20 protein-coding genes are annotated in these 24349 nt (G+C 66.2%); 8 read left to right on the top strand and 12 right to left on the bottom strand.

Annotated features, from left to right (window positions below; all coding sequences use genetic code 11):
* Window positions 1-55 precede the first annotated feature (55 nt).
* The 6 genes from nadC to purN all read right to left on the bottom strand — a co-directional run bounded on the left by nadC (window position 56) and on the right by purN (window position 7020).
* Complete coding sequence (gene nadC / locus HWX07_RS24140) at window positions 56-937, bottom strand: carboxylating nicotinate-nucleotide diphosphorylase (protein WP_175877924.1); 882 nt, start codon at window positions 935-937, stop codon at window positions 56-58.
* Window positions 934-2070 carry a quinolinate synthase NadA gene (gene nadA / locus HWX07_RS24135; protein WP_175877923.1) on the bottom strand — a complete coding sequence of 379 codons (1137 nt, stop codon included), beginning with the start codon at window positions 2068-2070 and terminating at the stop codon, window positions 934-936. The genes nadC and nadA overlap by 4 nt, the downstream gene beginning before the upstream one ends.
* Window positions 2071-2282: 212 nt before the next feature.
* Window positions 2283-3479: an acyl-CoA desaturase gene (locus HWX07_RS24130; RefSeq protein ID WP_089488751.1), complete on the bottom strand. Its 1197-nt coding sequence runs from the start codon at window positions 3477-3479 to the stop codon at window positions 2283-2285.
* Between the two features lie 215 nt (window positions 3480-3694).
* Window positions 3695-5077, bottom strand: coding sequence for a mechanosensitive ion channel domain-containing protein (locus HWX07_RS24125; protein WP_175877922.1), 1383 nt, complete (start codon window positions 5075-5077; stop codon window positions 3695-3697).
* An 18-nt stretch (window positions 5078-5095) separates the two neighbouring features.
* Window positions 5096-6361, bottom strand: a complete 1266-nt coding sequence (locus HWX07_RS24120) for an RsmB/NOP family class I SAM-dependent RNA methyltransferase (RefSeq protein WP_011546011.1) — start codon at window positions 6359-6361, stop codon at window positions 5096-5098.
* A complete protein-coding gene (gene purN / locus HWX07_RS24115; RefSeq protein WP_027812397.1) occupies window positions 6358-7020 on the bottom strand; it encodes a phosphoribosylglycinamide formyltransferase in 663 nt (220 codons plus the stop codon). The genes HWX07_RS24120 and purN overlap by 4 nt, the downstream gene beginning before the upstream one ends.
* 122 nt (window positions 7021-7142) lie before the next feature.
* On the opposite strand from purN, the gene HWX07_RS24110 reads away from it, so the two are divergent.
* The 5 genes from HWX07_RS24110 (at window position 7143) to dut (ending at window position 13358) form a co-directional block, all read left to right on the top strand.
* Entirely contained in the window at window positions 7143-8135 is a 993-nt protein-coding gene (locus HWX07_RS24110) for a bifunctional riboflavin kinase/FAD synthetase (RefSeq protein ID WP_175877921.1), read from the top strand.
* Window positions 8136-8236: 101 nt separating this feature from the next.
* Window positions 8237-11074, top strand: a complete 2838-nt coding sequence (ileS, locus tag HWX07_RS24105; protein WP_175877920.1) for an isoleucine--tRNA ligase — start codon at window positions 8237-8239, stop codon at window positions 11072-11074.
* Window positions 11075-11076: 2 nt separating this feature from the next.
* Window positions 11077-11577: a signal peptidase II gene (lspA, locus tag HWX07_RS24100; RefSeq protein ID WP_124677943.1), complete on the top strand. Its 501-nt coding sequence runs from the start codon at window positions 11077-11079 to the stop codon at window positions 11575-11577.
* Window positions 11578-11644: 67 nt separating this feature from the next.
* Window positions 11645-12856 carry a bifunctional phosphopantothenoylcysteine decarboxylase/phosphopantothenate--cysteine ligase CoaBC gene (gene coaBC / locus HWX07_RS24095; RefSeq protein ID WP_124477347.1) on the top strand — a complete coding sequence of 404 codons (1212 nt, stop codon included), beginning with the start codon at window positions 11645-11647 and terminating at the stop codon, window positions 12854-12856.
* Window positions 12857-12911: 55 nt separating this feature from the next.
* Window positions 12912-13358: a dUTP diphosphatase gene (gene dut / locus HWX07_RS24090; protein WP_006488961.1), complete on the top strand. Its 447-nt coding sequence runs from the start codon at window positions 12912-12914 to the stop codon at window positions 13356-13358.
* A 58-nt stretch (window positions 13359-13416) separates the two neighbouring features.
* Here the strand turns inward: dut and HWX07_RS24085 are convergent, their stop codons facing one another.
* The 4 genes from HWX07_RS24085 to clpS all read right to left on the bottom strand — a co-directional run bounded on the left by HWX07_RS24085 (window position 13417) and on the right by clpS (window position 18419).
* Window positions 13417-14187, bottom strand: a complete 771-nt coding sequence (locus tag HWX07_RS24085) for a hypothetical protein (RefSeq protein WP_175877919.1) — start codon at window positions 14185-14187, stop codon at window positions 13417-13419.
* A 137-nt stretch (window positions 14188-14324) separates the two neighbouring features.
* Window positions 14325-15704 (bottom strand): amino acid permease, encoded by a 1380-nt coding sequence (locus tag HWX07_RS24080; protein ID WP_175877918.1) that lies wholly within the window; start codon window positions 15702-15704, stop codon window positions 14325-14327.
* A gap of 103 nt (window positions 15705-15807) precedes the next feature.
* Complete coding sequence (clpA, locus tag HWX07_RS24075) at window positions 15808-18108, bottom strand: ATP-dependent Clp protease ATP-binding subunit ClpA (RefSeq protein ID WP_175877917.1); 2301 nt, start codon at window positions 18106-18108, stop codon at window positions 15808-15810.
* Window positions 18105-18419, bottom strand: coding sequence for an ATP-dependent Clp protease adapter ClpS (gene clpS, locus HWX07_RS24070; RefSeq protein WP_006398529.1), 315 nt, complete (start codon window positions 18417-18419; stop codon window positions 18105-18107). Before clpS ends, clpA begins: the two co-directional genes overlap by 4 nt.
* A gap of 289 nt (window positions 18420-18708) precedes the next feature.
* On the opposite strand from clpS, the gene HWX07_RS24065 reads away from it, so the two are divergent.
* Together HWX07_RS24065 and HWX07_RS24060 are read left to right on the top strand one after the other, a co-directional pair.
* Window positions 18709-18876, top strand: a complete 168-nt coding sequence (locus tag HWX07_RS24065; protein WP_155123336.1) for a hypothetical protein — start codon at window positions 18709-18711, stop codon at window positions 18874-18876.
* Window positions 18877-18963: 87 nt separating this feature from the next.
* Window positions 18964-19167, top strand: coding sequence for a cold-shock protein (locus tag HWX07_RS24060; protein ID WP_006478030.1), 204 nt, complete (start codon window positions 18964-18966; stop codon window positions 19165-19167).
* Between the two features lie 180 nt (window positions 19168-19347).
* On the opposite strand, the gene HWX07_RS24055 is transcribed toward HWX07_RS24060, so the two are convergent.
* Entirely contained in the window at window positions 19348-20946 is a 1599-nt protein-coding gene (locus HWX07_RS24055) for a multicopper oxidase family protein (RefSeq protein WP_175877916.1), read from the bottom strand.
* 609 nt (window positions 20947-21555) lie between these two features.
* On the opposite strand from HWX07_RS24055, the gene HWX07_RS24050 reads away from it, so the two are divergent.
* Window positions 21556-21780, top strand: a complete 225-nt coding sequence (locus HWX07_RS24050; RefSeq protein WP_006478028.1) for a hypothetical protein — start codon at window positions 21556-21558, stop codon at window positions 21778-21780.
* Between the two features lie 123 nt (window positions 21781-21903).
* On the opposite strand, the gene HWX07_RS24045 is transcribed toward HWX07_RS24050, so the two are convergent.
* Window positions 21904-24132, bottom strand: a complete 2229-nt coding sequence (locus HWX07_RS24045) for an NADP-dependent isocitrate dehydrogenase (protein ID WP_175877915.1) — start codon at window positions 24130-24132, stop codon at window positions 21904-21906.
* Window positions 24133-24349: the final 217 nt, after the last annotated feature.

The following is a 24349-nucleotide window of genomic DNA, read 5'->3' as shown; positions in this document are numbered from 1 at the left end:
AAAGCCGTTGGCGTTTGCGCGCCAACGGCTTTTTGTCTGATCGGATGACGTTCGGTCAGTCGACGATCCGCATCGAATAGTCGGTCGCCCGCACATCCTTCGTCAGCGCGCCGATCGAGATCCGATCGACGCCCGTCTCCGCGAACGCACGCACCGTATCGAAATTGACGCCGCCGGAGACTTCGAGCACGGCCTTGCCATCCGACACGCGCACCGCTTCGCGCATCATGTCGAGCGTGAAGTTGTCGAGCAACACCGACTGCGCTCGATGCGCGAGCGCCGTGTCGAGCTGCGCGAGCGTCTCGACTTCGATCTGCACCGGCACACCCGACTCCAGCGCGAACGCCGCATCGAGCGCCTCGCCGACACCGCCTGCCGCCGCGATGTGGTTCTCCTTGATCAGGATGCCGTCGTACAGCGCGAGCCGCTGATTCTCGCCGCCGCCCACGCGCACTGCGTACTTCTGCGCGAGCCGCAGCCCCGGCAGCGTCTTGCGCGTATCGAGGATCTTCGCGCGCGTGCCTTCGACGCGCTCGACGTAACGGCGCGTCGCGGTCGCGACGCCCGACAGCAGTTGCAGGAAGTTCAGCCCGTTGCGCTCGGCCGTCAGCAGCGCGCGCGCCGGCCCTTCGAGTTCGCAGACGGTCGAATCAGGCGTCATCCGGTCGCCTTCGCGATAGCGCCATTGCACGATGATCGACGGATCGATCCGGGCAATCACACCCTCGAACCACGGTACGCCGCACAGCACGGCTTCCTCGCGCACGATGATCCGTGCGCGGCGGCGCTCGCCGGCCGGCACGAGCCGCCCGGTCTGGTCGCCGGTGCCGACGTCTTCGGCGATCGCGTCGCCCACGTTGCGCGCGATCGCTTCGTCGAATGCCGCGCCGTATTGGGCGCGGACGGCTTCGAACAGCGGGGATACGGCGTTGCTCATGCCGCCCCCACGTTCGCGAACAGCGACTGGTCGCGCTGCAGATCACCGCTCGCCTGCACGCGCTTCTTGTGCGCGGCCGCGAATTCGAGCATCCGGTCGATCGGCAAACGCGCGCGCTCGCCGATCGCGGGATCGACGAAGATCTCGTTGTGACCGCGTTCGAGCACGTCGGCGAGGTTCGCGAGGCCGTTCATCGCCATCCACGGGCAGTGCGCGCAGCTCTTGCAGGTCGCGCTGTTGCCGGCCGTCGGCGCGGCGATGAAGGTCTTGCCGGGCGCGGCCAGCTGCATCTTGTGCAGGATGCCGAGATCGGTCGCGACGATGAAGCGCTTCGCGTCGAACTTGACGGCCGCGTCGATCAGTTGCGTGGTCGAACCGACGACGTCGGCCTGCGCCACGACGTTTTCCGGCGACTCGGGATGGACGAGCACCTTCGCGTCCGGATATTCGGCGCGCAGCAGGTCGAGCTCGATGCCCTTGAATTCGTCGTGGACGAGGCACGAGCCCTGCCACAGCAGCATGTCCGCGCCGGTCTTCTTCTGGATATAGCTGCCGAGATGGCGGTCCGGCGCCCAGATGATCTTTTCGCCGCGCGCGTGCAGGTCGGCCACGATCTCGAGACCGATCGACGACGTGACCATCCAGTCCGCGCGCGCCTTCACGGCCGCGCTGGTGTTCGCGTAGACGACGACGGTACGGTCCGGATGCGCATCGCAGAATGCCGAGAATTCGTCGACCGGGCAGCCGAGGTCGAGCGAACAGGTCGCGTCGAGATCGGGCATCAGGATCCGTTTGCTCGGGCTCAGGATCTTCGCGGTTTCGCCCATGAAGCGCACGCCGGCGACGACCAGCGTCTGCGCGTCGTGGTCGCGGCCGAAGCGGGCCATTTCGAGCGAATCGGCTACGCAGCCGCCCGTTTCGTCGGCCAGTTCCTGCAGTTCGGCATCCACGTAGTAGTGGGCGACCAGCACGGCCTTTTCACGGATGAGCAACGCCTTGATGCGTGCCTTCAGCGCAGCGCGCTCGTCGGCGGACGGCGCGTCGGGCACCTTGGCCCATGCCTGTCCGACGCCGCACACGGTCCCTGCTGCGACGGGCCGGTCGTACTCGACGGGTTTGATCGTCGATTGCATCTCCATATCTCCTGTCGGAGGGAGTAAGTGCTTTAGCACTTACTCCCTCCCCATGCTACGCGGTCGGCCGGAGTAAGCGTTTAAACGCTTACTCCGGCCCCAAGCCTCATACCAATCCCGGCGCCACCGATCTTTCAAAAACCGGCGGCCCAAATGAAAAAACCCCGCCAACGCGGGGTTTGTGACGTCCTGAGATTCTAATCGATTTCGAATCAGGCGTAGCGACGCAGGCGTGTCGCGAATTCCTGCAGCGCCTTGATGCCGCTTTGTTCTGCGCGATGGCACCAATCCTGCAATTGCGCGAGAAGCTGTTCGCGCGAGGCGGTCGAACGATCCCAGATCGCGGCAAGATCCTGGCGCAGCTGGAAGTACGTATGCAGCTTCTGGCTGTTCGCGAAGATTTCCGGCAGCAGCTTCTTCTGCGGCTCGTCGAGGCCGTCGGCGTCCTTGTGGAACCACTTGCGGGCACCGCGCATCAGCTGGTACTTCTCGCTCGACCCGAGTTCCTTCAGGTGCGCGAGCTCCTGGCGATACGCACGCTTCACGGCCTTGCCGTAACGCGCCATCACTTCGTAGCGGTTCGACAGCACGGCCTGCAGCGTTTCCTGGTCGAGCACCGTCTTCGGCTTGTTCAGGCGCGGCGTCGGCGCGACCTTCTTCACCTTCGCGAGACCGAATGCCGACATGATGCGGATGTACATCCAGCCGATGTCGAACTCGTACCACTTGTTCGACAGCTTCGCCGACGTCGCGAACGTGTGGTGGTTGTTGTGCAGCTCTTCGCCGCCGATCACGATGCCCCACGGGAACAGGTTCGTGCTCGCATCGGCCGAGTTGAAGTTGCGATAGCCCCAGAAGTGGCCGAAGCCGTTCACGACGCCCGCGGCCCAGAACGGAATCCACACCATCTGCACGGCCCACACGGTGAGGCCGAGCACGCCGAACAGCGCGACATCGATCACCATCATCATGCTGATGCCGAGAATCGGGTACTTCGAGTAGACATTGCGCTCGAGCCAGTCGTTCGGCGTGCCGTGGCTGAACTTGCGCATCGTCTCTTCGTTCTTCGCTTCCGCGCGATACAGCTCGGCGCCCTCGAGGAACACCTTCCAGATGCCGCGCGTCTGCGGGCTGTGCGGATCTTCCTCGGTCTCGCACTTCGCGTGGTGCTTGCGGTGAATCGCCGCCCACTGGCCGGTCAGCATGCCGGTGGTCATCCACAGCCAGAAGCGGAAGAAGTGGCTCGCGATCGGATGCAGCTCCAGCGCGCGGTGCGCCTGGCAGCGGTGCAGGTAGACGGTCACGCCGATGATCGTGACGTGCGTGACGGCGAGCGCGAACAACGCGACTTGCCACCACGAAAAATGCAGGAGCCCGTGGGAAAGAAAATCGAGCACAGAATTCAACAAGGCAGTTACCCGTGATGAGAGCGACGCCACGCTGGCGTCAGAAGAATGAAAGCATACCGCGTGTAGACCAGAATTTTACTTCAACCGTTCCAAGTCTTTGTAAAAAATGAATATTTTCTTGCCCTGACGCAACCCGCGCGGTCCACGTGCGGACTGGGAAAGGCCCGCGATCCGGTTTCGACCGCGGGATCGGTACGATTGACCGCCCGCGCCCGTTATGCGGCCGGCGCGTGCCCGTCCAGCGCACCGTTGGCCGCCGCCGGATCGCGCCCCGGCGCCGCGCCCGCCGCGGGAAAACCGTCCGGCAGCCCGACCACGCGCACTTCGCGCTGCGGAAACGGAATCGAGATCCCGTGCTCGCTGAACAGCCGCCAGATGTTGCGGTTCACGCTCGAGCGCACGCCCGACGTGCCTTTGGCGGCATCCTCGATCCAGAAACCGAGCTCCAGGTCGATCCCGTCCGCGCCGAAACTCACGAGGTACGGGGTCGGCGCGGGCTCGGTCAGCACGCGCGGCACGTCCTTCGCGGCGTCGGCAAGCAACGCGAGTGCCTGCTCGACGTCGCTCGTGTACGCAATCTGCACCGCGACCTTCGCATAGCCGCGCGTCAGGTACGACGACTGGTTCTGCACGACGTCGGTGATCAGCTTCTCGTTCGGGATCAGCGTCTCGTTGCCGTCGAGGCCGCGCACGACCGTGTAGCGCGTGCGGATCTGCGTGACGACGCCCTGCAGCCCGCCGACGCTGATCGCGTCGCCCAGCCGCAGCGAGCGGTCGAGCAGGATGATGAAGCCCGACACGTAGTTGCTGGCGATCTTCTGCAGCCCGAACCCGAGGCCGACGCCCACCGCGCCGCCGAACACGCCGAGCACCGTCACGTCGATGCCGACGAGCGACAGCCCGATCAGGATCGCCGCGAACACGAGCAGCGCGCGGCCGACCCGCGACAGCACGACCTTCAGGTTCGCGTCGAGCGTGCTCGCGCGCGACAGGCGATCCTCGAGCACCGAGCCGAGCCACATCGCGACCATCAGCGTCACGCACACCCACAGCGCGCCGGAGATCACCGACAGCAGCGTGAGGTGCGCGGTCGCGACCCGGAACTGCACGCTGTCGAGCCAACCGAGCACGTCGCGCTGGATGCCGAGTACGGTCATCACCATCGCGGCCCACACCACGGTCGACACGATCTTCTCGACGATCGACAGCCACGCGTGCGTGTGGCCGTCGCGCGCGAACACGCGCCGGGCGAAGAAGAACAGCACGTAGATCAGCCCGATGCCGAACAGCGGCACGAGCGCGAGGGACAGCAGCGACGTCGACATGAACGGGTCGAACGCGAGCTGCGCGCCGCCGACGAACACGCTGCCGAACAGCGGAAACAATGCACGCTTCAGGCTTTGCGCACCCGCGCCGGGCGCACGCCCGGCTGCCCGGCGCCGCGCGTCGATCCGGCCGTGCACGAAGCGCGCGGCCACCCACGCGAAACACAGCGCACCGATGAGGATCGCCGCCTGCCAGATCATCACCGGCTGGTGGAAATCGCGAATCACCGAGGCCAGCCGGTGCGACAGCAGGCGGCTCTGCAAACTCTCCATCGTCCGTCCGGGCAGTCGTTACTGCGCGGCGCGGCGCTCGAGCACCGCGGCGAAGAAGCCGTCGGTCGCGTGACGGTGCGGCCACAACGACAGGTAGTCACCCGTCTCGAGCTCGATGCGCTGGTCGGCCAGCACCTGCTGCGCCGGCACCAGCGTGAACTCCGGATGATCGGCCAGGAACTGTTCGACGATGCGCTCGTTCTCGGCGTCGAGCACGCTGCAGGTCGCGTAGACGAGCCGCCCGCCCTTCTTCACGAGCCGCGCGGCGCTCGCGAGGATCGACGCCTGCTTCGGCGTCAGCTCGTCGATCGCCGTACGCGTCTGGCGCCATTTCAGGTCCGGATTGCGGCGCAACGTGCCGAGCCCGCTGCAAGGCGCATCGACCAGCACGCGGTCGATCTTGCCGGCGAGCCGCTTGATCTTCGCGTCGTGCTCGCTGTCGATCAGCACCGGGTTCACGTTCGACAGCCCGCTGCGCGCGAGGCGCGGCTTCAGCTTCGCGAGACGCTTCTCCGAGATGTCGAACGCATAGAGGCGCCCGGTCGAGCGCATCATCGCGCCGAGTGCGAGCGTCTTGCCGCCCGCGCCCGCGCAGAAATCGACGACCATCTCGCCGCGGCGCGGCGCGACGAGCGAGCACAGCAGCTGGCTGCCTTCGTCCTGCACCTCGATCGCGCCTTCCTCGAACAGCTTAAGACGCGTCAGCGCCGGCTTGCCGACCACGCGTACGCCGAACGGCGCGAACGGCGTCGCGCCCGCTTCGATGCCGCTCACCCGCAGCGCTTCGATCACCTGGTCGCGGGTCGCCTTCTGCGCGTTGGCGCGCAGGTCGAGCGGCGCCGGGTAGTTCAGCGCGGCGGCGAGCTGCGCGAGTTCCTCGGCGTCGAAACGCTCAGACAGCGCCTGGTGAATCCAGTCGGGCAAGTTAGTGCGAATGCGCACGGGCAGGCTCGCCGGATCGATCTTCGACACGTGCTCGAGCCACGCGGACTCGGTGTCGGACAGGAACGGCTTCAGCGCATTGCGGCCCATCGTCTGCATCAGGCCGAGCAGCGTCAGGCGCCGCGCGGGCGTGCCCGTGCCGCTCTCGGCGAGATGCGAGAACTCCATCTTCCGGCGCAGCACCGCGAACACGGCCTCGGCGATCACGCCGCGCTCGGCATGCCCGAGCTTCGGGTGCGCGCGGAAGAACCGGCTCGTCGTCGCGTCGGCGGGGCCGGCGAACTTCAGCACCTCGGCGAGCAGGGTTTCGGTCTGGCCAATCAGGAATCCGTGCAGCTTCATACGCCCTCACTCGTTTCGGTTTGCGGTTGATCCGCGAAAATCCAGCGCGCCTCTTCGGGCGCGACCACTGCACGGCCGTCCTCGAGGCGCAGGCGCCCCTCGACGAACCAGCGCACCGCACGCGGATACAGCACGTGCTCGACCGTCAGCACGCGCCGCGCGAGGGCGGCCGCGTCGTCGCCGGCACGCACCGGCACCGCGCCCTGCGCGACGATCGCGCCGCTGTCGAGCTCGGGAATGACGAAATGCACGCTCGCGCCATGCAGCGCGACGCCCGCATCCAGCGCCTGCTGGTGCGTGTGGATGCCCTTGAAGCTAGGCAGCAGCGACGGATGGATGTTGAGCAGCCGGCCTTCGTATCGTCTGACGAATGCGGGCGTGAGGATGCGCATGAAGCCGGCGAGGACGACGAGATCGGGCGAGAAACGGTCGATCTCGGCGGCGAGCGCCGCGTCGAAGCTGTCGCGGCCGTCGAACGACCGGTGGTCGACCACCGCCGTCGCCACCCCGTGCGACGCGGCAAAAGCCAGCCCGGCCGCGTCGGGCCGGTTGGCGATCACGGCGGCAATCTCGGCCGGCCAGCGTTCCTGCGCGCACGCGCGGACGATGGCCTCCATGTTGCTGCCGCGACCGGAAATCAGGATCACGAGTTTTTTCATCCGCGAATTTTACCATTCGCCCTCGCGTTTCCCGCCTTCTCGGCCGTCGGCCCGCCCGAACGTTTATAATCTTCTGCTTTGCGGCCTTCCACCGCCCATTCCCCGACGCTGCATCCGCTATCGTGAAAGTCTTCCGCGGCCTGCCCAACGCCGAGAGCCGCGCCCCGTGCGCGCTGACGATCGGCAACTTCGACGGTGTCCATCGCGGCCACCAGGCCCTGCTCGCGCGCGTGCGCGCGGCAGCGGACGCGCGCGGCCTGCCCGTGTGCGTGATGACGTTCGAGCCGCACCCGCGCGAATTCTTCAATCCGGCCGGCGCGCCGCCGCGCATCGCGATGCTGCGCGACAAACTGGAAGCGTTGCGCGACCACGGCGTCGACCGCGTCGTCGTCGAGCACTTCAACCACACGTTCGCGAGCCAGTCGCCGCAGGCGTTCGTCGAACGCACGCTGGTGAACGGGCTGCACGCGCGCTGGATGATGGTCGGTGACGACTTCTGCTACGGCGCGAAGCGCGCGGGCACCTTCGACACGCTGAAGGCGGCCGGCGAGCTGCACGGCTTCGAGGTCGAGCAAATGGGCACGGTGGCCGGCAGCGACGGCACGCGCATTTCCAGCTCCGGCGTGCGTGCGGCGCTCGCCGCGGGCGATCTCGACGCGGCCGCGCAGGCGCTCGGCCACGGCTACGCGATCAGCGGCCACGTCGCGCACGGGCTGAAGCTCGGCCGCGATCTCGGCTTCCCGACGCTGAACCTGCCGATCCAGCACAAGCGGCCGGCGCTCGCGGGCATCTTCGTCGTGCAGGTGCACGGCCTCGGCCCCGAGCCGCTGCCGGGCGTCGCGAGCCTCGGGCTGCGCCCGACCGTCGACGATTCGGGCCGCGTGCTGCTCGAAGTCCATCTGCTCGACTGGCACGGCGATGCGTACGGCAAGCTGATCCGTGTCGAATTCCTGAAGAAGCTGCGCGACGAGGCGAAATTCGACGATCTCGAGGCGCTGTCGCGCGCGATCGCGCTGGACGTCGCGAATGCGCGCGCGTACTTCATCGAGCGCGACCGTGCGCCGGGCAGCCGCGCGACCGGCTTCGCGACGTCGGCCACCGACCGAATTAGCTGATCCGGACGGCGGCGCCGCGCGCCGCACCCTCGCGCCGCCCTCGCGCGCGCCTACCCGATTCACGACGCCCGAGCGTCCCCGATTTAGATAGCGATCCCATCATGAGCAACAAGAAAGCCGATTCGAAACCGCAGGCCAAGTATCCGGTCAACCTGCTCGACACGCCGTTCCCGATGCGCGGCGACCTGCCCAAGCGCGAGCCGCAGTGGGTCAAGGAGTGGGAAGACCGCGGCATCTACGAGAAGATCCGCGCGGCCAGCAAGGGCCGGCCGAAGTTCATCCTGCATGACGGCCCGCCCTATGCGAACGGCGACATCCACCTCGGCCACGCGGTGAACAAGATCCTGAAGGACATCGTCGTCAAGTCGCGCAACATGGCCGGCTTCGACGCGCCGTACGTGCCGGGCTGGGATTGCCACGGGATGCCGATCGAGATCCAGATCGAGAAGCAGTTCGGCAAGTCGCTGCCGGCGGCCGAAGTGATGAGCAAGGCGCGCGCGTACGCGACCGAGCAGATCGAGAAGCAGAAGGTCGGCTTCAAGCGCCTGGGCGTGCTCGGCGACTGGGCCAACCCGTACAAGACGATGAACTTCGTGAACGAGGCGGAGGAAATCCGCGCGCTCGGCAAGATCATCGAGAAGGGCTACGTGTATCGCGGGCTGAAGCCGGTGAACTGGTGCTTCGACTGCGGCTCGGCGCTCGCCGAAGCGGAAGTCGAGTACAAGGACCGCACCGACCCGACGATCGACGTGATGTTCGCGTTCGCGGAACCGGAAAAGACCGCGCACGCGTTCGGCCTGCCGGCGCTGCCGCGCGCCGAGGGCGGCATCGTGATCTGGACCACCACGCCGTGGACGATCCCCGCCAACCAGGCGCTGAACCTCCATCCCGAAATCATCTATGCGCTGGTCGACACCGAGCGCGGTCTGCTGATCATCGCGCAAGAACGCGTTGAAGCCTGCATGACCGACTTCAAGCTGACGGGCCGCGTCATTGCGACCGCGCCCGGCGTGAAGCTCGCGAACCTGCGCTTCCACCACCCGCTCGCATCGGCCCACCCCGGCTACAAGCGCACCGCGCCGGTCTACCTCGGCGACTACGTGACGACCGACACGGGTACCGGCGTCGTGCACTCGTCGCCCGCGTACGGTATCGAGGACTTCCAGTCGTGCAAGGCGCACGGGATGACCGATTCCGACTTCATCAACCCGGTGATGGGCGACGGCCGCTACATCGAATCGCTGCCGCTGTTCGGCGGCCTGTCGATCTGGGACGCGAACCCGAAGATCGTCGACGCGCTGCACGCGGCCGGCTCGCTGCTGCGCAGCGAGAAGTACACGCACAGCTACATGCACTGCTGGCGCCACAAGACGCCGATCATCTACCGCGCGACGTCGCAGTGGTTCGCCGGCATGGACGTGACGCCGCAAGACGGCGGCAAGACGCTGCGCGAAACCGCGCTCGAAGGCGTCGACGCGACCGCGTTCTACCCGTCGTGGGGCAAGCAGCGCCTGTTCAGCATGATCGCGAACCGTCCGGACTGGACGCTGTCGCGCCAGCGCCAGTGGGGCGTGCCGATGGCGTTCTTCGTGCACAAGGAGACCGGCGAGCTGCACCCGCGCACGCTCGAGCTGCTCGAGGAAGTCGCGAAGCGCGTCGAGCAGTCGGGCATCGAGGCGTGGCAATCGCTCGACCCGCGCGAGCTGATCGGCGACGACGCGAACCTGTACGAAAAGAACCGCGACACGCTCGACGTGTGGTTCGACTCGGGCACGACGCACTGGCACGTGCTGCGCGGCTCGCACAAGGATCAGCTGCAGTTCCCGGCCGACCTGTACCTCGAAGGCTCGGACCAGCATCGCGGCTGGTTCCACTCGTCGCTGCTCACCGCATCGATGATCGACGGCCGCGCGCCGTACAAAGGCCTGCTCACGCACGGCTTCACGGTCGACGGCGAAGGCCGCAAGATGAGCAAGTCGCTCGGCAACGGCATCGACCCGCATGAAGTCGCGAACCGCCTCGGCGCGGAAATCATCCGCCTGTGGATCGCGTCGACCGACTACTCGGGCGAGCTCGCGATCTCCGAGGAAATCCTGAAGCGCGTGACGGAAGGCTATCGCCGCATCCGCAACACGCTGCGCTTCCTGCTCGCGAACCTGTCGGATTTCGACTTCGCGCAGCACGCGGTGCCGGTCGACGAATGGCTCGAGATCGACCGCTATGCGGTCGCGTTCTCGCAGCAGTTGCAGACCGAACTGCTCGGCCACTACGAGAAGTACGAATTCCACCCGGTCGTCGCGAAGCTGCAGACGTACTGCTCGGAAGACCTCGGCGGCTTCTACCTCGACGTGCTGAAGGATCGCCTGTACACGAGCGCCGCCGATTCGCGCGCGCGCCGCTCCGCGCAGACCGCGCTGTACCACCTGACGCACGGCCTGCTGCGCGTGCTCGCGCCGTTCCTGTCGTTCACTGCGGAAGAAGCGTGGAAGGTGTTCCAGCCGGCGAGCGACACGATCTTCACGGAAACCTACTATGCGTATCCGGAAGTCGCCGGCTCGGCCGCGCTGATCGAGAAGTGGGCGCTGCTGCGCGACGTGCGCGGCAACGTGACGAAGGCGCTCGAGGAAGCGCGCACCGCGAACCGCATCGGTTCGTCGCTGCAGGCCGAAGTGGCCGTGCATGCGAGCGGCGCGCGCTACGACGCGCTGACGAGTCTCGGCGACGACCTGAAGTTCGTGCTGATCACGTCGGCCGCGACGGTCGTCAAGGTCGACGACGAAGCGCAGGAAAGCGTCGACGTGGCCGCGTCGAAGTACCAGAAGTGCGAGCGCTGCTGGCACTACCGCGAAGATGTCGGCGCGCACGCCGAGCATCCGACGCTGTGCGGCCGCTGCTTCTCCAACCTGTTTGAAAACGGCGAAATCCGGAGCGCTGCGTAACCATGGCGAAGACCCTGTCGAAACCGGCCAGCGGCGCGCTCGCGCCCTGGCTCGGCATTTCGCTGATCGTGATCCTGTTCGACCAGCTGTCGAAGATCGCGATCCTCAAAACGTTCGCGTACGGCGCGCAGCATGCGCTGACGTCGTTCTTCAACCTCGTGCTGGTGTACAACCGCGGCGCCGCGTTCGGCTTCCTGTCGACCGCGAGCGGCTGGCAGCGCTGGGCGTTCACCGCGCTCGGCGTCGGCGCGACGCTCGTGATCTGCTTCCTGCTGAAGCGCCACGGCCACCAGCGGCTGTTCAGCGTGTCACTCGCGCTGATCCTCGGCGGCGCGCTCGGCAACGTGATCGACCGGCTCGTCTACGGCCACGTGATCGACTTCCTCGATTTCCACCTCGGCGCGTGGCACTTCCCGGCGTTCAACCTCGCCGATTCCGCGATCACGGTCGGCGCGGTGCTGCTGATCTACGACGAGCTGCGACGCGTGCGCGGCTCGCGCTGAGCGCGCATACTCCGTGTCGACGGCCGGCTTCGCGCCGGCCGTTCCGTTTGATCCCAGGAGGCCTGAGTTGGCACACGCAGAACTTGCAGGAAAACACCTCGTTCTCGGCCTGACGGGCGGCATTGCCTGCTACAAGATCGCCGAACTCACGCGGCTGCTCGTGAAGGCCGGCGCGACCGTGCAGGTCGCGATGACCGACGCCGCCACCCAGTTCATCACGCCCGTCACGATGCAGGCGCTGTCGGGCCGGCCCGTCTATACGAGCCAGTGGGACGCGCGCATCGACAACAACATGGCGCACATCGACCTGTCGCGCGAAGCCGACGCGATCGTGATCGCGCCCGCGTCGACCGATTTCCTCGCGAAGCTCGCGCACGGGTTCGCCGACGATCTCCTGTCGACGCTGTGCGTCGCGCGCGACTGTCCGCTGCTCGTCGTGCCCGCGATGAACCGCCAGATGTGGCAGAACCCGGCCACGCAACGCAACGCCGCGCAACTGCGCGCGGACGGCGTATCGGTGCTCGGCCCCGATTCGGGCGCGCAGGCATGCGGCGAAGTCGGCGACGGCCGCATGCTCGAGCCCGAGGCGATCTATGAAGCGATCGTCGCGCATTTCGCGCCGAAGGTGCTCGCGCACCGCCGCGTGCTGATCACGGCCGGCCCGACGTTCGAACCGCTCGACCCGGTGCGCGGCCTGACCAACCGCTCCAGCGGCAAGATGGGTTTCGCGCTCGCGCGCGCCGCGCAACAGGCCGGCGCCGACGTGCATCTCGTCGCCGGGCCGGTCGCGCTCGACACACCGTGGGGTGTGTACCGCCAGGATGTACAGACCGCGCAGCAGATGTACGACGCGGTGATGCATGCAGTGGCCGACGCCGACATCTTCATCGCGGTAGCCGCCGTTGCCGACTGGCGCGTCGACCAGCCGGCCGAGCACAAGATGAAGAAGACGGCCGACCGCAAGATGCCAGCGCTCGCGTTCGTGGAGAATCCCGACATCCTCGCGTCGGTCGCCGCGCTGCCCGACGCGCCGTTCTGCGTCGGCTTCGCGGCCGAAAGCGGCGACCTCGACGTGCACGGCGACGAGAAGCGCAAGCGCAAGAACGTGCCGCTGCTCGTCGGCAACCTCGGCCCGCTGACGTTCGGCCGCGACGACAACGAAGTCGTGCTGTTCGAGGCCGCGGGCCTCACGCGCCTGCCGCGCGCGCCCAAAGACGAACTCGCGCATGTGCTCGTCGCGGAAATCGCGAAGCGCCTGCCCGACAACCGCCTGATCTGATCCCCGCGCGGCGGCGCTTGCCGCCGCGCCCTTCTCCGACCGATTCGACGACCGCATGAAACTCGACCTGAAGATTCTCGACGCGCGCATGCGCGACTACCTGCCCGCCTATGCGACCACCGGCAGCGCCGGCCTCGACCTGCGCGCGTGCCTCGACGCACCGGTCACGCTGCAGCCGGGAGAAACCACGCTCGTGCCGACGGGCCTCGCGATCCACCTTGCGGACCCCGGCTATGCGGCGCTGATCCTGCCGCGCTCGGGCCTCGGCCACAAGCACGGGATCGTGCTCGGCAACCTCGTCGGCCTGATCGACTCCGACTATCAGGGCCAGCTGATGGTCTCGACGTGGAATCGCGGCCAGACCGAGTTCGTGCTGAACCCGTTCGAACGCCTCGCGCAACTCGTGATCGTGCCGGTCGTGCAGGCGCAGTTCAACATCGTCGACGAATTCACCGAGAGCGATCGCGGCGAAGGCGGCTTCGGCAGCACCGGCCGCCACTGAGTTACGCGGCATGAAAAAAGGGGCCACGCCGAGTGGCCCCTTTCCTTTTCACGCGCCGTCACTTGCCGGCGGGCTGCGCAATCCGCGCGGACGCCGGTTCGCGGCGCCGCGCCTGCGCGATGCTCGCGTAGACGACCATCGCGACCAGCACGCCGAGCAGCACCGCCGACGAGCCGACCGTGCCGAGCGCAAGCCCGCCCTTCGCGACCGGCTTCGTCAGCAGGTCGCCGACCGTCGCGCCGAACGGACGCGTGAGCACGAACGCGGCCCAGAACAGCAGCACGCCGGAGATTCGCGTGAAGTAGTGCGCGAGCACGATCGCCGCCAGCAGGCCGCCGATCAGCAGCGCGCCGCCGCCGAAGCCGAGCCCCGAGCTGTCCGCGAGGAAGTCGCCGAGCGCGGTGCCGAGCGTGTTCGAGAACAGGATCGCGATCCAGTACAGCAGCTCGACCTTGCGCGTACGGATCAGGTCGACCGACAGCGATTCGCCGCTGAGGCGCCAGACCGCGAAGATCGCCAGCAGGATCGCGACGAGGATCGACGCGCCGGCCGCATAGCCGAGGCCGAGCGTGCGATCCATGAAGTCGGACATCGTCGTGCCGGCCGTGCTCGTCGCGACGATCACGGCCCAGTAGATCGCCGGGTGATAGCGCGTCGTCCTGAGCTGGGCGCCCAGCGTCGCGAGGAAGAAACCGAACAGCAGGATCGAGCTCACCGCGTAGCCGACGTTCAGCGTCATCGACAGCAGGTCGCCACCGGTTTCGCCGAGCGTCGTCGCGCAGATCTTCATGATCCAGAACGCGAGCGTGATTTCGGGCAGTTTGTTCATTCGAACCCCTTTTTGCAGGAAGCGGCGCGCCGGTGCGGATCGGCATGCCATGCAGACAGGATCGAATGTAGTCGCCGCTCGCTTAACGGAACCTTAGCGAACGTGACGAACGGCAGCGAGTGCTCACGCCGGCGCGGTCAGCGCGCGTGCTGGTGCCGGTAATGCAGCGCGTAGGCGAGCGTCAGCAGCACGGCGAACACGACGCCGACCACCATGGTCATCCGGAATTCGCGTGTGAAAGCGGTCGTCAGCAGGATCGCGGCGACGAGCCCCGCGCCGAGCAGGCTGCCGACCGGGTGCCCCCACATCCGGAACGCGAGCGCGGGCCCGCGATACCGCGCACGGAACCGCAGGTGCGTGACGAAGATCATCAGCCACGTGAACAGCGCGCCGAACATCGCGATCGCCATCATCACCGTGAACGCGGTGTCGGGCGCGAGCGCGACCAGCACGGCCGCCACCGCAACGCCGCTCGTCGAGATCCACAGCGCCGCCCGCGGCACGCCGTTCGCGCCGAGCCGGCCGAACACCGCGGGCGCGAGGCGCGCGCGCGACAGGCTGAACATCATCCGCGTCGTCACGTAAAGCTGGCTGTTCATCGCCGACAGCGCGGCGATCAACAGCACGAAATTGATCACGCCGGCCGCATACGGCACATGCGTCGCGGCCATCACCTTCACGAACGGGCTTTCGTCGGTGCCGGCCTGCGTCCACGGCACGATCGCCAGCATCAGCGCGAGCGTCAGCAGGTAGAACAGCACGAGCCGGAACACGGTCGAGCGGAATGCGCGCGTGACCGCGTGCTGCGGATCGCGCGCCTCGCCGGCCGCGATCGCCACCGCTTCGATGCTCATGTAGCTGAAGATCGCGACGATCACCGCGACCCAGGTACCCCACGGCCCCTTCGGCATGAAGCCGCCGTGCGCGGTGTAGTTCGCGAAGCCGATGCCCGATGCGGCCGGCGCCGCCCACACGAGATAGGCGCCAAGCACGATGAACACGACGATCGCCGCGATCTTCAGCAGCGAGAACGCGTATTCGACCGTCCCGTACAGCGTCACGCTCGCGAGGTTCACCGCGATCAGCAGCGCGGAGAAGCCAATGACCCAGTACCAGCCGGGCACGGCCGGGAACCAGTACTTCATGAACACCGCGATCGCGCTGATCTCGGTGCCGATCGCGAACACGACCGCGAACCAGTACGCATAGCGCACCAGGAAGCCCGCAAGCGGGCCGACGTAATGCTCGGCATAGGCGCCAAACGAGCCGGCCGTCGGATGCGCGACGGTCATTTCCGCGAGCGCGCCCATCAGCAGCAGCGCGATCAGCGCGCCGATCGCATAGGACACCAGCACGCTCGGGCCGGCGAGCCCGATCGCGAACCCGCTGCCGAGGAACAGCCCCGTGCCGATCGCGCCGCCGATCGCGATCATCGCCATCTGCCCCGACGTCAGCGCGTGGCGCAACCCTTGTTCGCGCGCGACGATAGCGTCGAACGATCGTTGTTGTTGTGTCACTGCGTTACCACTCCCCTGCACCACCATCGCGCCGCCGGCGCCGGATAAAACGAAACGGCGCGGAGAACTTCCCGCGCCGTTCGCATGAACAACGAATTATCGCTTACTCGACTTCGACCGTCTCTTCGTTCGGCTTGTGCGGCGGATTCGCCAGCTTGTCGAACGACAACTGCACCTTGTCGCTTTCGTCGACGTCGACCGTCACGTGGCCGCCGTTGAGCAGCTTGCCGAACAGCAGTTCGTCGGCCAGCGCGCGCCGGATCGTGTCCTGGATCAGCCGCTGCATCGGCCGCGCGCCCATCAGCGGGTCGAAGCCGTGCTTCGCGAGATGCTTGCGCAACGCGTCGGTGAAGAGCGCGTCGACCTTCTTCTCGTGCAACTGTTCCTCGAGCTGGATCAGGAACTTGTCGACCACGCGCATGATGATTTCCTCATCGAGCGAGCGGAAGCTGATGATCGAATCCAGCCGGTTGCGGAACTCCGGCGTGAACAGGCGCTTGATGTCGGTCATCTCGTCGCCGGTTTCGCGGCGCGTCGTGAAGCCGATCGTCGCCTTCTGCATCGACTCGGCGCCCGCGTTCGTCGTCATGATGATGATGACGTTGCGGAAATCCGCCTTGCGGCCGTTGTTGTCCGTCAGCGTGCCGTGGTCCATCACCTGCAGCAGCACGTTGAAGATGTCCGGATGCGCCTTCTCGATTTCGTCGAGCAGCAGCACGCAATGCGGCTTCTTCGTGACGGCTTCGGTCAGCAGGCCGCCCTGGTCGAACCCGACATAGCCCGGCGGCGCGCCGATCAGCCGGCTCACCGCATGACGCTCCATGTACTCCGACATGTCGAAGCGGATCAGCTCGATGCCGAGCGTGAACGCGAGCTGGCGCGCCACTTCGGTCTTGCCGACCCCCGTCGGGCCGGAGAACAGGAACGCGCCGATCGGCTTGTCCATCTTGCCGAGGCCCGCGCGCGCCATCTTGATCGAGGCCGCGAGCGCGTCGATCGCCGGATCCTGGCCGAACACGACGCTCTTCAGGTCGCGATCGAGCGTCTGCAGCTTGCTGCGATCGTCCTGCGACACGCTTTGCGCCGGCACGCGCGCGATCTTCGAGATGATTTCCTCGATCTCGCTCTTGCCGATCGTCTTCTTCTGCTTCGACTTCGGCAGGATGCGCTGCGCGGCGCCCGCCTCGTCGATCACGTCGATCGCCTTGTCCGGCAGGTGACGGTCGGTGATGAAGCGCGCCGACAGCTCGGCCGCGGCCGACAGGGCGCCCGACGAGTACTTGACGCCGTGATGCTCCTCGAAGCGCGACTTCAGCCCGCGCAGGATCGCGACCGTCTGCTCGACGCTCGGCTCCGTCACGTCCACCTTCTGGAAGCGCCGCGACAGCGCCGCATCCTTCTCGAAGATGCCGCGATACTCGGTGAACGTGGTCGCGCCAATGCACTTGAGCGTGCCCGACGACAACGCCGGCTTCAGCAGGTTCGATGCATCGAGCGTGCCGCCCGACGCGGCGCCCGCGCCGATCAGCGTATGGATTTCGTCGATGAACAGGATCGCGTGCGGGCGCTCCTTGAGCTCCTTCAGCACCGTCTTCAGCCGCTGCTCGAAATCGCCGCGATATTTGGTGCCCGCCAGCAGCGCGCCCATGTCGAGCGAGTACACCTGCGCGTTCGCGAGGATGTCCGGCACTTCGCCGCGCGTGATGCGATACGCGAGCCCTTCCGCGATCGCGGTCTTGCCGACGCCGGCTTCGCCGACGAGCAGCGGGTTGTTCTTGCGGCGACGGCACAGCACCTGCACGACGCGCTCGACCTCCGGCTCGCGACCGATCAGCGGATCGATGCGGCCGTCCTTCGCCATCTGGTTCAGGTTCTGCGTGAACTGCGCGAGCGGGGTTTCCTTCTGCGCGTTCGCGTCTTCGCTTTCCGCATTCGCATCGGTCGACTTCGCGGCTTCGCCGCTGTTCGTCTTCGCGATGCCGTGCGAAATGAAGTTCACCACGTCGAGACGCGTGACGCCCTGCTGCTGCAGGTAGTACACGGCGTGCGAATCCTTCTCGCCGAAGATCGCGACCAGCACGTTCGCGCCGGTGACTTCCTTCTTGCCGTTCGACGTCGACTGGACGTGCATGATCGCGCGCTGGATCACACGCTGGAAACCGAGCGTCGGCTGGGTATCGACATCGTCGGTACCCGGGACGGTAGGTGTGTTGTCGTGGATGAAATTGCGCAGGTTCTGACGCAAGTCCTCGATGTTGGCCGCACACGCGCGCAACACCTCGGCTGCCGTCGGATTATCCAGCAGGGCCAGCAGCAGGTGCTCGACCGTAATGAATTCATGGCGCGCCTGGCGTGCTTCCATGAACGCCATGTGCAGGCTGACTTCCAATTCCTGGGCAATCATGCTTCCTCCATCACGCACTGCAGCGGATGCCCTGCCTGCCGCGCATGGGTAACGACTTGCTCAACCTTGGTCGACGCGATGTCCCGCGTATAGACCCCACATACCCCTCGCCCTTCGCGATGGACCTTCAGCATGATCTGCGTGGCCGTCTCGCGATCCTTCTTGAAATACTCCTGGACCACCATGACGACGAACTCCATCGGCGTGAAGTCGTCGTTGAGCAGCACCACCTTGTACATCGAAGGCGGCTTGAGCTTCTGCTGCTTGCGTTCCAGGACGGTGCTGTCCTGCTTGTCCGGGATAATCGCCATACACCCATTCTAAACAACTCGGACAGGCCCGCAATCCTGCCATTACCCGACCGACCGGCCGGCGCCCTCCCCGGTGTCCCGGAACACGCGATCGTCTTCGCGCCATACGAAAGCCGGCTGCGGTGCCGGCTTTCACGCATGGCGCGGAACACGAACCGTCAGGGGGAAGCTCACCGGAACGTCGTGTCCGCATCCAGTATCCCACAAGCCGGGACGACTCGAACGCGTGTCACTCGAGCCTGGTATATGAGCCGATTATGCGGCTTTTCAAGCCCCCGCGCTTGGTCACATGCTGCAAAGCAAAGCCGGAAAAACCCTGAAAATGGGTTCTTTACAACGACCCTCTAAACGTCTAAAAATTCCACTTGACACTCCAATAAAGAGCGCCAACAATCAAGCTGGCACTTTTTTCAATTTGCCGATTGGCGAAACGAAAGAGGCCGAGGTGAGCTTGTGAGGGGGGAACGGCCGTATTTTGGTCGTTTAGCTTTTCGAGCGTGCTCGTGGTAAGTAGCAGCGACTGTGTGACAGGGGAAGTAGGAAAATGGCAACTGGTATCGTTAAGTGGTTCAACGACGCGAAGGGCTTCGGTTTCATCACTCCCGACGAGGGCGGTGAGGATCTGTTTGCGCACTTCTCGGCTATCACCATGAATGGCTTCAAGACGCTGAAGGAAGGCCAGAAGGTGAGCTTTGACGTCGTTCAAGGACCGAAGGGCAAGCAAGCGTCGAACATCCAGGCCGCATAAGGCATCGGATATCGGACGAAGAAACCCGGCGCACAGCGCCGGGTTTCTTTTTTTGTGGCCGGCCAATCGATAATCGATTGGCCGGCCTTTTCGTTCAATCCCGATAATTGAACACACATTGTCTTGTCACGCATGCAGATCGGATATCGAATCCGCATGTGAAACATATCCGCGGCTTCGTTACACGACCTTCAGCGTACCCATCATGCCGAGATCCTCGTGTTCGAGAATGTGGCAATGAAACATGCGCTCGCCGGGCATGTCTTGCGTGACGAGCAGCGACACGGTTTCACCGCTGCGCACGTTCACGGTATCGCGCCACGCGCGGAACGGCTCGCTCGTGCGCGAACCGGCCGACGTCCGCTCGATCACCTGGAACTGCGTGCCGTGCAGGTGGAACGGGTGGTCCATGTCCGTCGTATTGCGGATCTCCCAGCGCTCGACGTCGCCGCGGCGGCTCGTCAGCGTCGCGCGGTGCGGCGCGTAGGTGTCGCCGTTGATCGTGAAGCGCATGCCTGCCGGGCGGCCGTGCGCCGCGCCCTTCATCATCGCGTCCATGTCCATTTCCTCGCCGAACGCGACCGTCTTGTGCGCGACCGGTTCGCCCAGCGGCGGTACCGCGCGCAGCGTGGCAGGCAGTGCGCGGGCCTCGGCGGGCGCAAACGCGACATCGGCCAGCGCCTGCGCCGGATCGGGCGGCAGGCTGCCGTGGCCGTCGTCGTGCGACATCGCCATCTTGCGGCGGTCGTACTCGGCCGCCTGCAGCACCGCGCGCGACGCGCGGTCGCCCGCGCGCACCAGCAGTTCCGCCCGCTCGCCCGGCGCGATCAGCAGCGACGTCACGCGCCGCGGCGCGTCGAACAACCCGCCGTCGGTGCCTGCGTGCTCGAACACGCGGCCGTCGTCGAACGCGATGCGCAGGTAGCGCGCGCTGCATGCATTCCAGACACGCCAGCGCTCATCGCTCGCGACGTCGATGCGCGGCCGGCGCGCGCCGTTGACCAGCACGAATTGACCTTCCCGGCCGTTCATCCAGTCCATCATGTCGTTCGGCGCAATCGTGCCGTCGCGTGCAAGCTTCAGGTCCGACACGAACAGGTGACGCTCGGGCCAGCCGGCTAGCGGATCGTCCGCGGCGCGCACGACGAACGGGCCGGCCAGCCCGCGGAACACTTGCTCGGCGGTCATCATGTGCGGATGCGGGTGGTACCAGTAAGTCCCGGCGCTGCCCTTCGGCAGCGTGAAGCGATACACGCGCGACGCGCCGGGCGCAACGGGATCGGACGGATTGCCGTCCTGGTCGGGCGGCACGGGCAGGCCGTGCCAGTGGATCGTCGACGGCTGCGGCAGCTTGTTCACGAACCGGATCTCGACCGTATCGCCCTCGCGCACGTCGATCAGCGGGCCGACCACGGGGCCTTGCGTACCCGCGCCGAACTGCCAGAACGTCGTCGGCCGCGCGCCGCGCAGCAGCGGTCGCGCCACCGGTTGAGCGACCAGCGTCGCCCGGAACGTGCCGGGCTCACGGCTTTCGTTGGCGAGCGTGCGCAACGTCGCGAGCGGCGCGCCGGCCGGCAGCGCGTCGGCGGCCGCGAGCGCGGCCGGCGCGGGCTGGCCGTGCGCCGACATCCCTGACATACCCGACATGCCCGGCATGTCGTCCATCGAATCCATGCCGGCCATGCCCGCGTGACCGGCATGCTGCGCCGACGCGGTGCGTGCGAACAGCGACGCGGCCGCGACGCCGATGGCGCGCGACAGGAAGGTTCTCCGTCTCATCAATCGATCCTCGTTGTTCATGCAGCGCCGCGCGACAGCCGCGACGGTCGCGTCATCATAACCGCAGGGCCGGATCGAAAAACGCCGCCACCGGGCAGGCGGCAATACGCCGCGGCAAGCATCGTCACCGCGGAGGGACAGCGCCCTGATCGGCGCCGCCGGGCGGTGCCTTGGCAACCATCGTTACTTATCTGTCGCCCTTTGCGCCCTCAGCAAACACGCTTTGCGCCTTCCAACCCGGCCCTGGCATACGCGCTCGCGGCCTCGATGGTCCGCAAACCCACCTATTTTTCACGATGCGGAACAAGTCACTGCGTTATAAAAATTCGTGATGCAGAGCACAAATTTCCCGTTTCGCGATGCCGAAAAACGTTCCGCAATACAAAACGACGCAAATAAATTATTGTTTTTAAAACAGAATTTTTGTTTCGAGAAGCCGTTCTACATGCACCATCCGAGCGGGGCGCGGACGTAGACTTTGTTCCATGCACTGACGCTTCGCCACGACGTTCGACACGGAACCCGGCGCAAGCAGCCAGTCGGGCCACAGCCGGCCGAGCCGGCAGGCGGCACAACAGAATCGCTCGTGATCAGAAAGGGAGAACGGAAATGAAGGGATTTCGCTTTGGTTCAGCGCTCGGGTCGTTCTACATCCTGCCGGCAAACGGCGGCTGGGAAGCGACGTTCGGCAACGCCTCGCTCGGCGCGTTCTCGTGCCCGGAAGTCGCGGCCGACCGCATCTCCCGCGGCGACTGCGCGCAACCGTCCGAACTGGACACGGCCACGCTCGAAGTGCCGGACGAAATCGCCGAATGGGAAATCGTTCACGTCTGAATGGCAAGCCTCCAACGACAAACGCCCCGGGCGACCGGGGCGTTTTTCTTGTGTGCCGGGCGGCGAACGGTTCAACCCGCCGCACCGGCACATGTACGGGCTCGCGCGCTGGCGCGGCCGGCGTCAGGCGAGCGCGTCGACGATGCCGTTCAGCGTCGCGCTCGGGCGCATGGCCTGGCTCGTCAGCTCGACGTTCGGACGGTAGTAGCCGCCGATCGCCTGCGGCTTGCCTTGTGCGGCCGCCAGTTCTTCCAGGATGCGCGCTTCGTTGTCGGACAGCGCCTTCGCGACACCCTCGAACTGCGCCTTCAGCGCGGCGTCCTCGGTCTGCTCGGCCAGCGCCTGCGCCCAGTACAGGCACAGATAGAAGTGGCTGCCGCGGTTGTCGAGGCCACCGACCTTGCGCGCCGGCGACTTGTTCTCGTCCAGGAACTTGCCGGTCGCCTGGTCGAGCGTCTTCGCAAGCACGAGCGCCTTCGGGTTTTGATAAGCGTTGCCGAGGTGTTCGAGCGACGCGGCCAGCGCGAGGAATTCGCCGAGCGAATCCCAGCGCAGGAAGCCTTCCTCGACGAACTGCTGCACGTGCTTCGGCGCGGAACCGCCCGCACCCGTTTCGAACATCCCGCCGCCGGCCATCAGCGGCACGATCGACAGCATCTTCGCGCTGGTGCCGAGTTCCATGATCGGGAACAGGTCGGTCAGGTAGTCGCGCAGCACGTTGCCGGTGACCGAAATCGTGTCCTTGCCCGCGCGGATGCGCTCGAGCGAGAACCGCGTGGCGTCGACCGGCGTCATGATGCGGATGTCGAGGCCGTTCGTGTCGTGATCCTTCAGGTAGCGTTCGACCTTCGCGATGATCTGCGCATCGTGCGCGCGCGCCGGGTCGAGCCAGAACACGGCCGGGGCGCCGGTCGCGCGGGCGCGGTTGACCGCAAGCTTGACCCAGTCCTGCACCGGTGCGTCCTTCGTCTGGCACATGCGCCAGATGTCGCCCGACTCGACCGCGTGCTCGAGCAGCACGTTGCCGGCTTCGTCGATGACGCGCACGACGCCGTCCGCCGGGATCTGGAACGTCTTGTCGTGCGAACCGTATTCCTCGGCCGCCTGCGCCATCAGGCCGACGTTCGGCACGCTGCCCATCGTGACCGGATCGAACGCGCCGTGCTGCTTGCAGTCTTCGATCACGGCCTGGTACACGCCCGCGTAGCAGCGGTCCGGAATCACGGCCTTCGCGTCATACAGCTGACCGTCCGGGCCCCACATGCCGCCCGAATCGCGGATCATCGCCGGCATCGATGCGTCGACGATCACGTCGCTCGGCACGTGCAGGTTCGTGATGCCCTTGTCCGAGTTGACCATCGCGAGGCGCGGGCGCACCGCGTACTCGGCCTTGACGTCGGCTTCGATCGCTTCGCGCGTGTCGGCCGGCAGGTCCTTCAGGCGCGCGTACAGGTCGCCGATCCCGTTGTTCGGGTTGAAGCCGGCCTTCGCCAGCACGTCCGCATGCTTCGCGAGCGCGTCGCGGTAGAACACCGACACGAAGTGACCGAACAGGATCGGGTCCGAGACCTTCATCATGGTCGCCTTCAGGTGCACCGAGAACAGCACGTCCTGCGCCTTCGCGTCGGCGATCTGCGCTTCGATGAAGCTGCGCAGCGCGTTGCGGCTCATCACCGACGCGTCGATCACTTCACCGGCCTTCACGGCCGTCTTTTCCTTCAGCACCTTCTTCGCGCCGTCGGCCGTCGTGAGTTCGATCTTCACGCTGCCGGCATCGGCGATCAGCGCCGACTTCTCGCTGCCGTAGAAGTCGCCTTCGGTCATGTGCGCGACGTGCGCCTTCGACGTGGCCTTCCACGCGCCCATCTTGTGCGGATGCTTGCGTGCGTAGTTCTTGACCGACAACGGCGCGCGGCGGTCGGAGTTGCCTTCGCGCAGCACCGGGTTCACCGCGCTGCCCTTGATCTTGTCGTAGCGCGCCTTGACGGCCTTCTCTTCGTCGGTCGACGGATCTTCCGGATAGGCCGGCAGCGCGTAGCCCTGCGCCTGCAGTTCGGCGATCGCGGCCTTCAGCTGCGGCACCGATGCGCTGATGTTCGGCAGCTTGATGATGTTCGCTTCCGGCTTCAGCGTGAGCTGGCCCAGTTCGGCCAGATCGTCGGAACCCTTCTGCTCCGACGGCAGGACGTCTGCGAATGCCGCGATGATGCGGCCGGCGAGCGAGATGTCGCGCGTTTCGACGGCGACGCCGGACGAACGCGTGAAGGCCTTGACGATCGGCAGCAGCGAGTAGGTCGCGAGCGCCGGCGCTTCGTCGGTGAGGGTGTAGATGATCTTGGGCGAAGTGGACATGGTGGTCAAAGCATTGCTACGTGATTGTGGGACTGAGGAGCGCCGGCGGTAACCGGCGGGGAGCGACCGGGTCGATCGCGAAAGGGGCGCCGGCTCAGCCGGGCGGTGGTGTTGCGAGGGCCGTCATGGTCTACCTTGCAGGGCTTGCGGGCCGCTTCGCGGCGCCGCGGCCCGCATGCCGGGCCGCCCTGCCAACAAACCTGCCATCCACGAAACG

Origin of the sequence: Burkholderia sp. BCC0097, from assembly GCF_902832985.1 — a bacterium.
Classification (GTDB): domain Bacteria; phylum Pseudomonadota; class Gammaproteobacteria; order Burkholderiales; family Burkholderiaceae; genus Burkholderia; species Burkholderia orbicola.
Note: the sequence above shows the minus strand (reverse complement) of the source record. Positions and strands in the feature narration are given on the sequence as shown.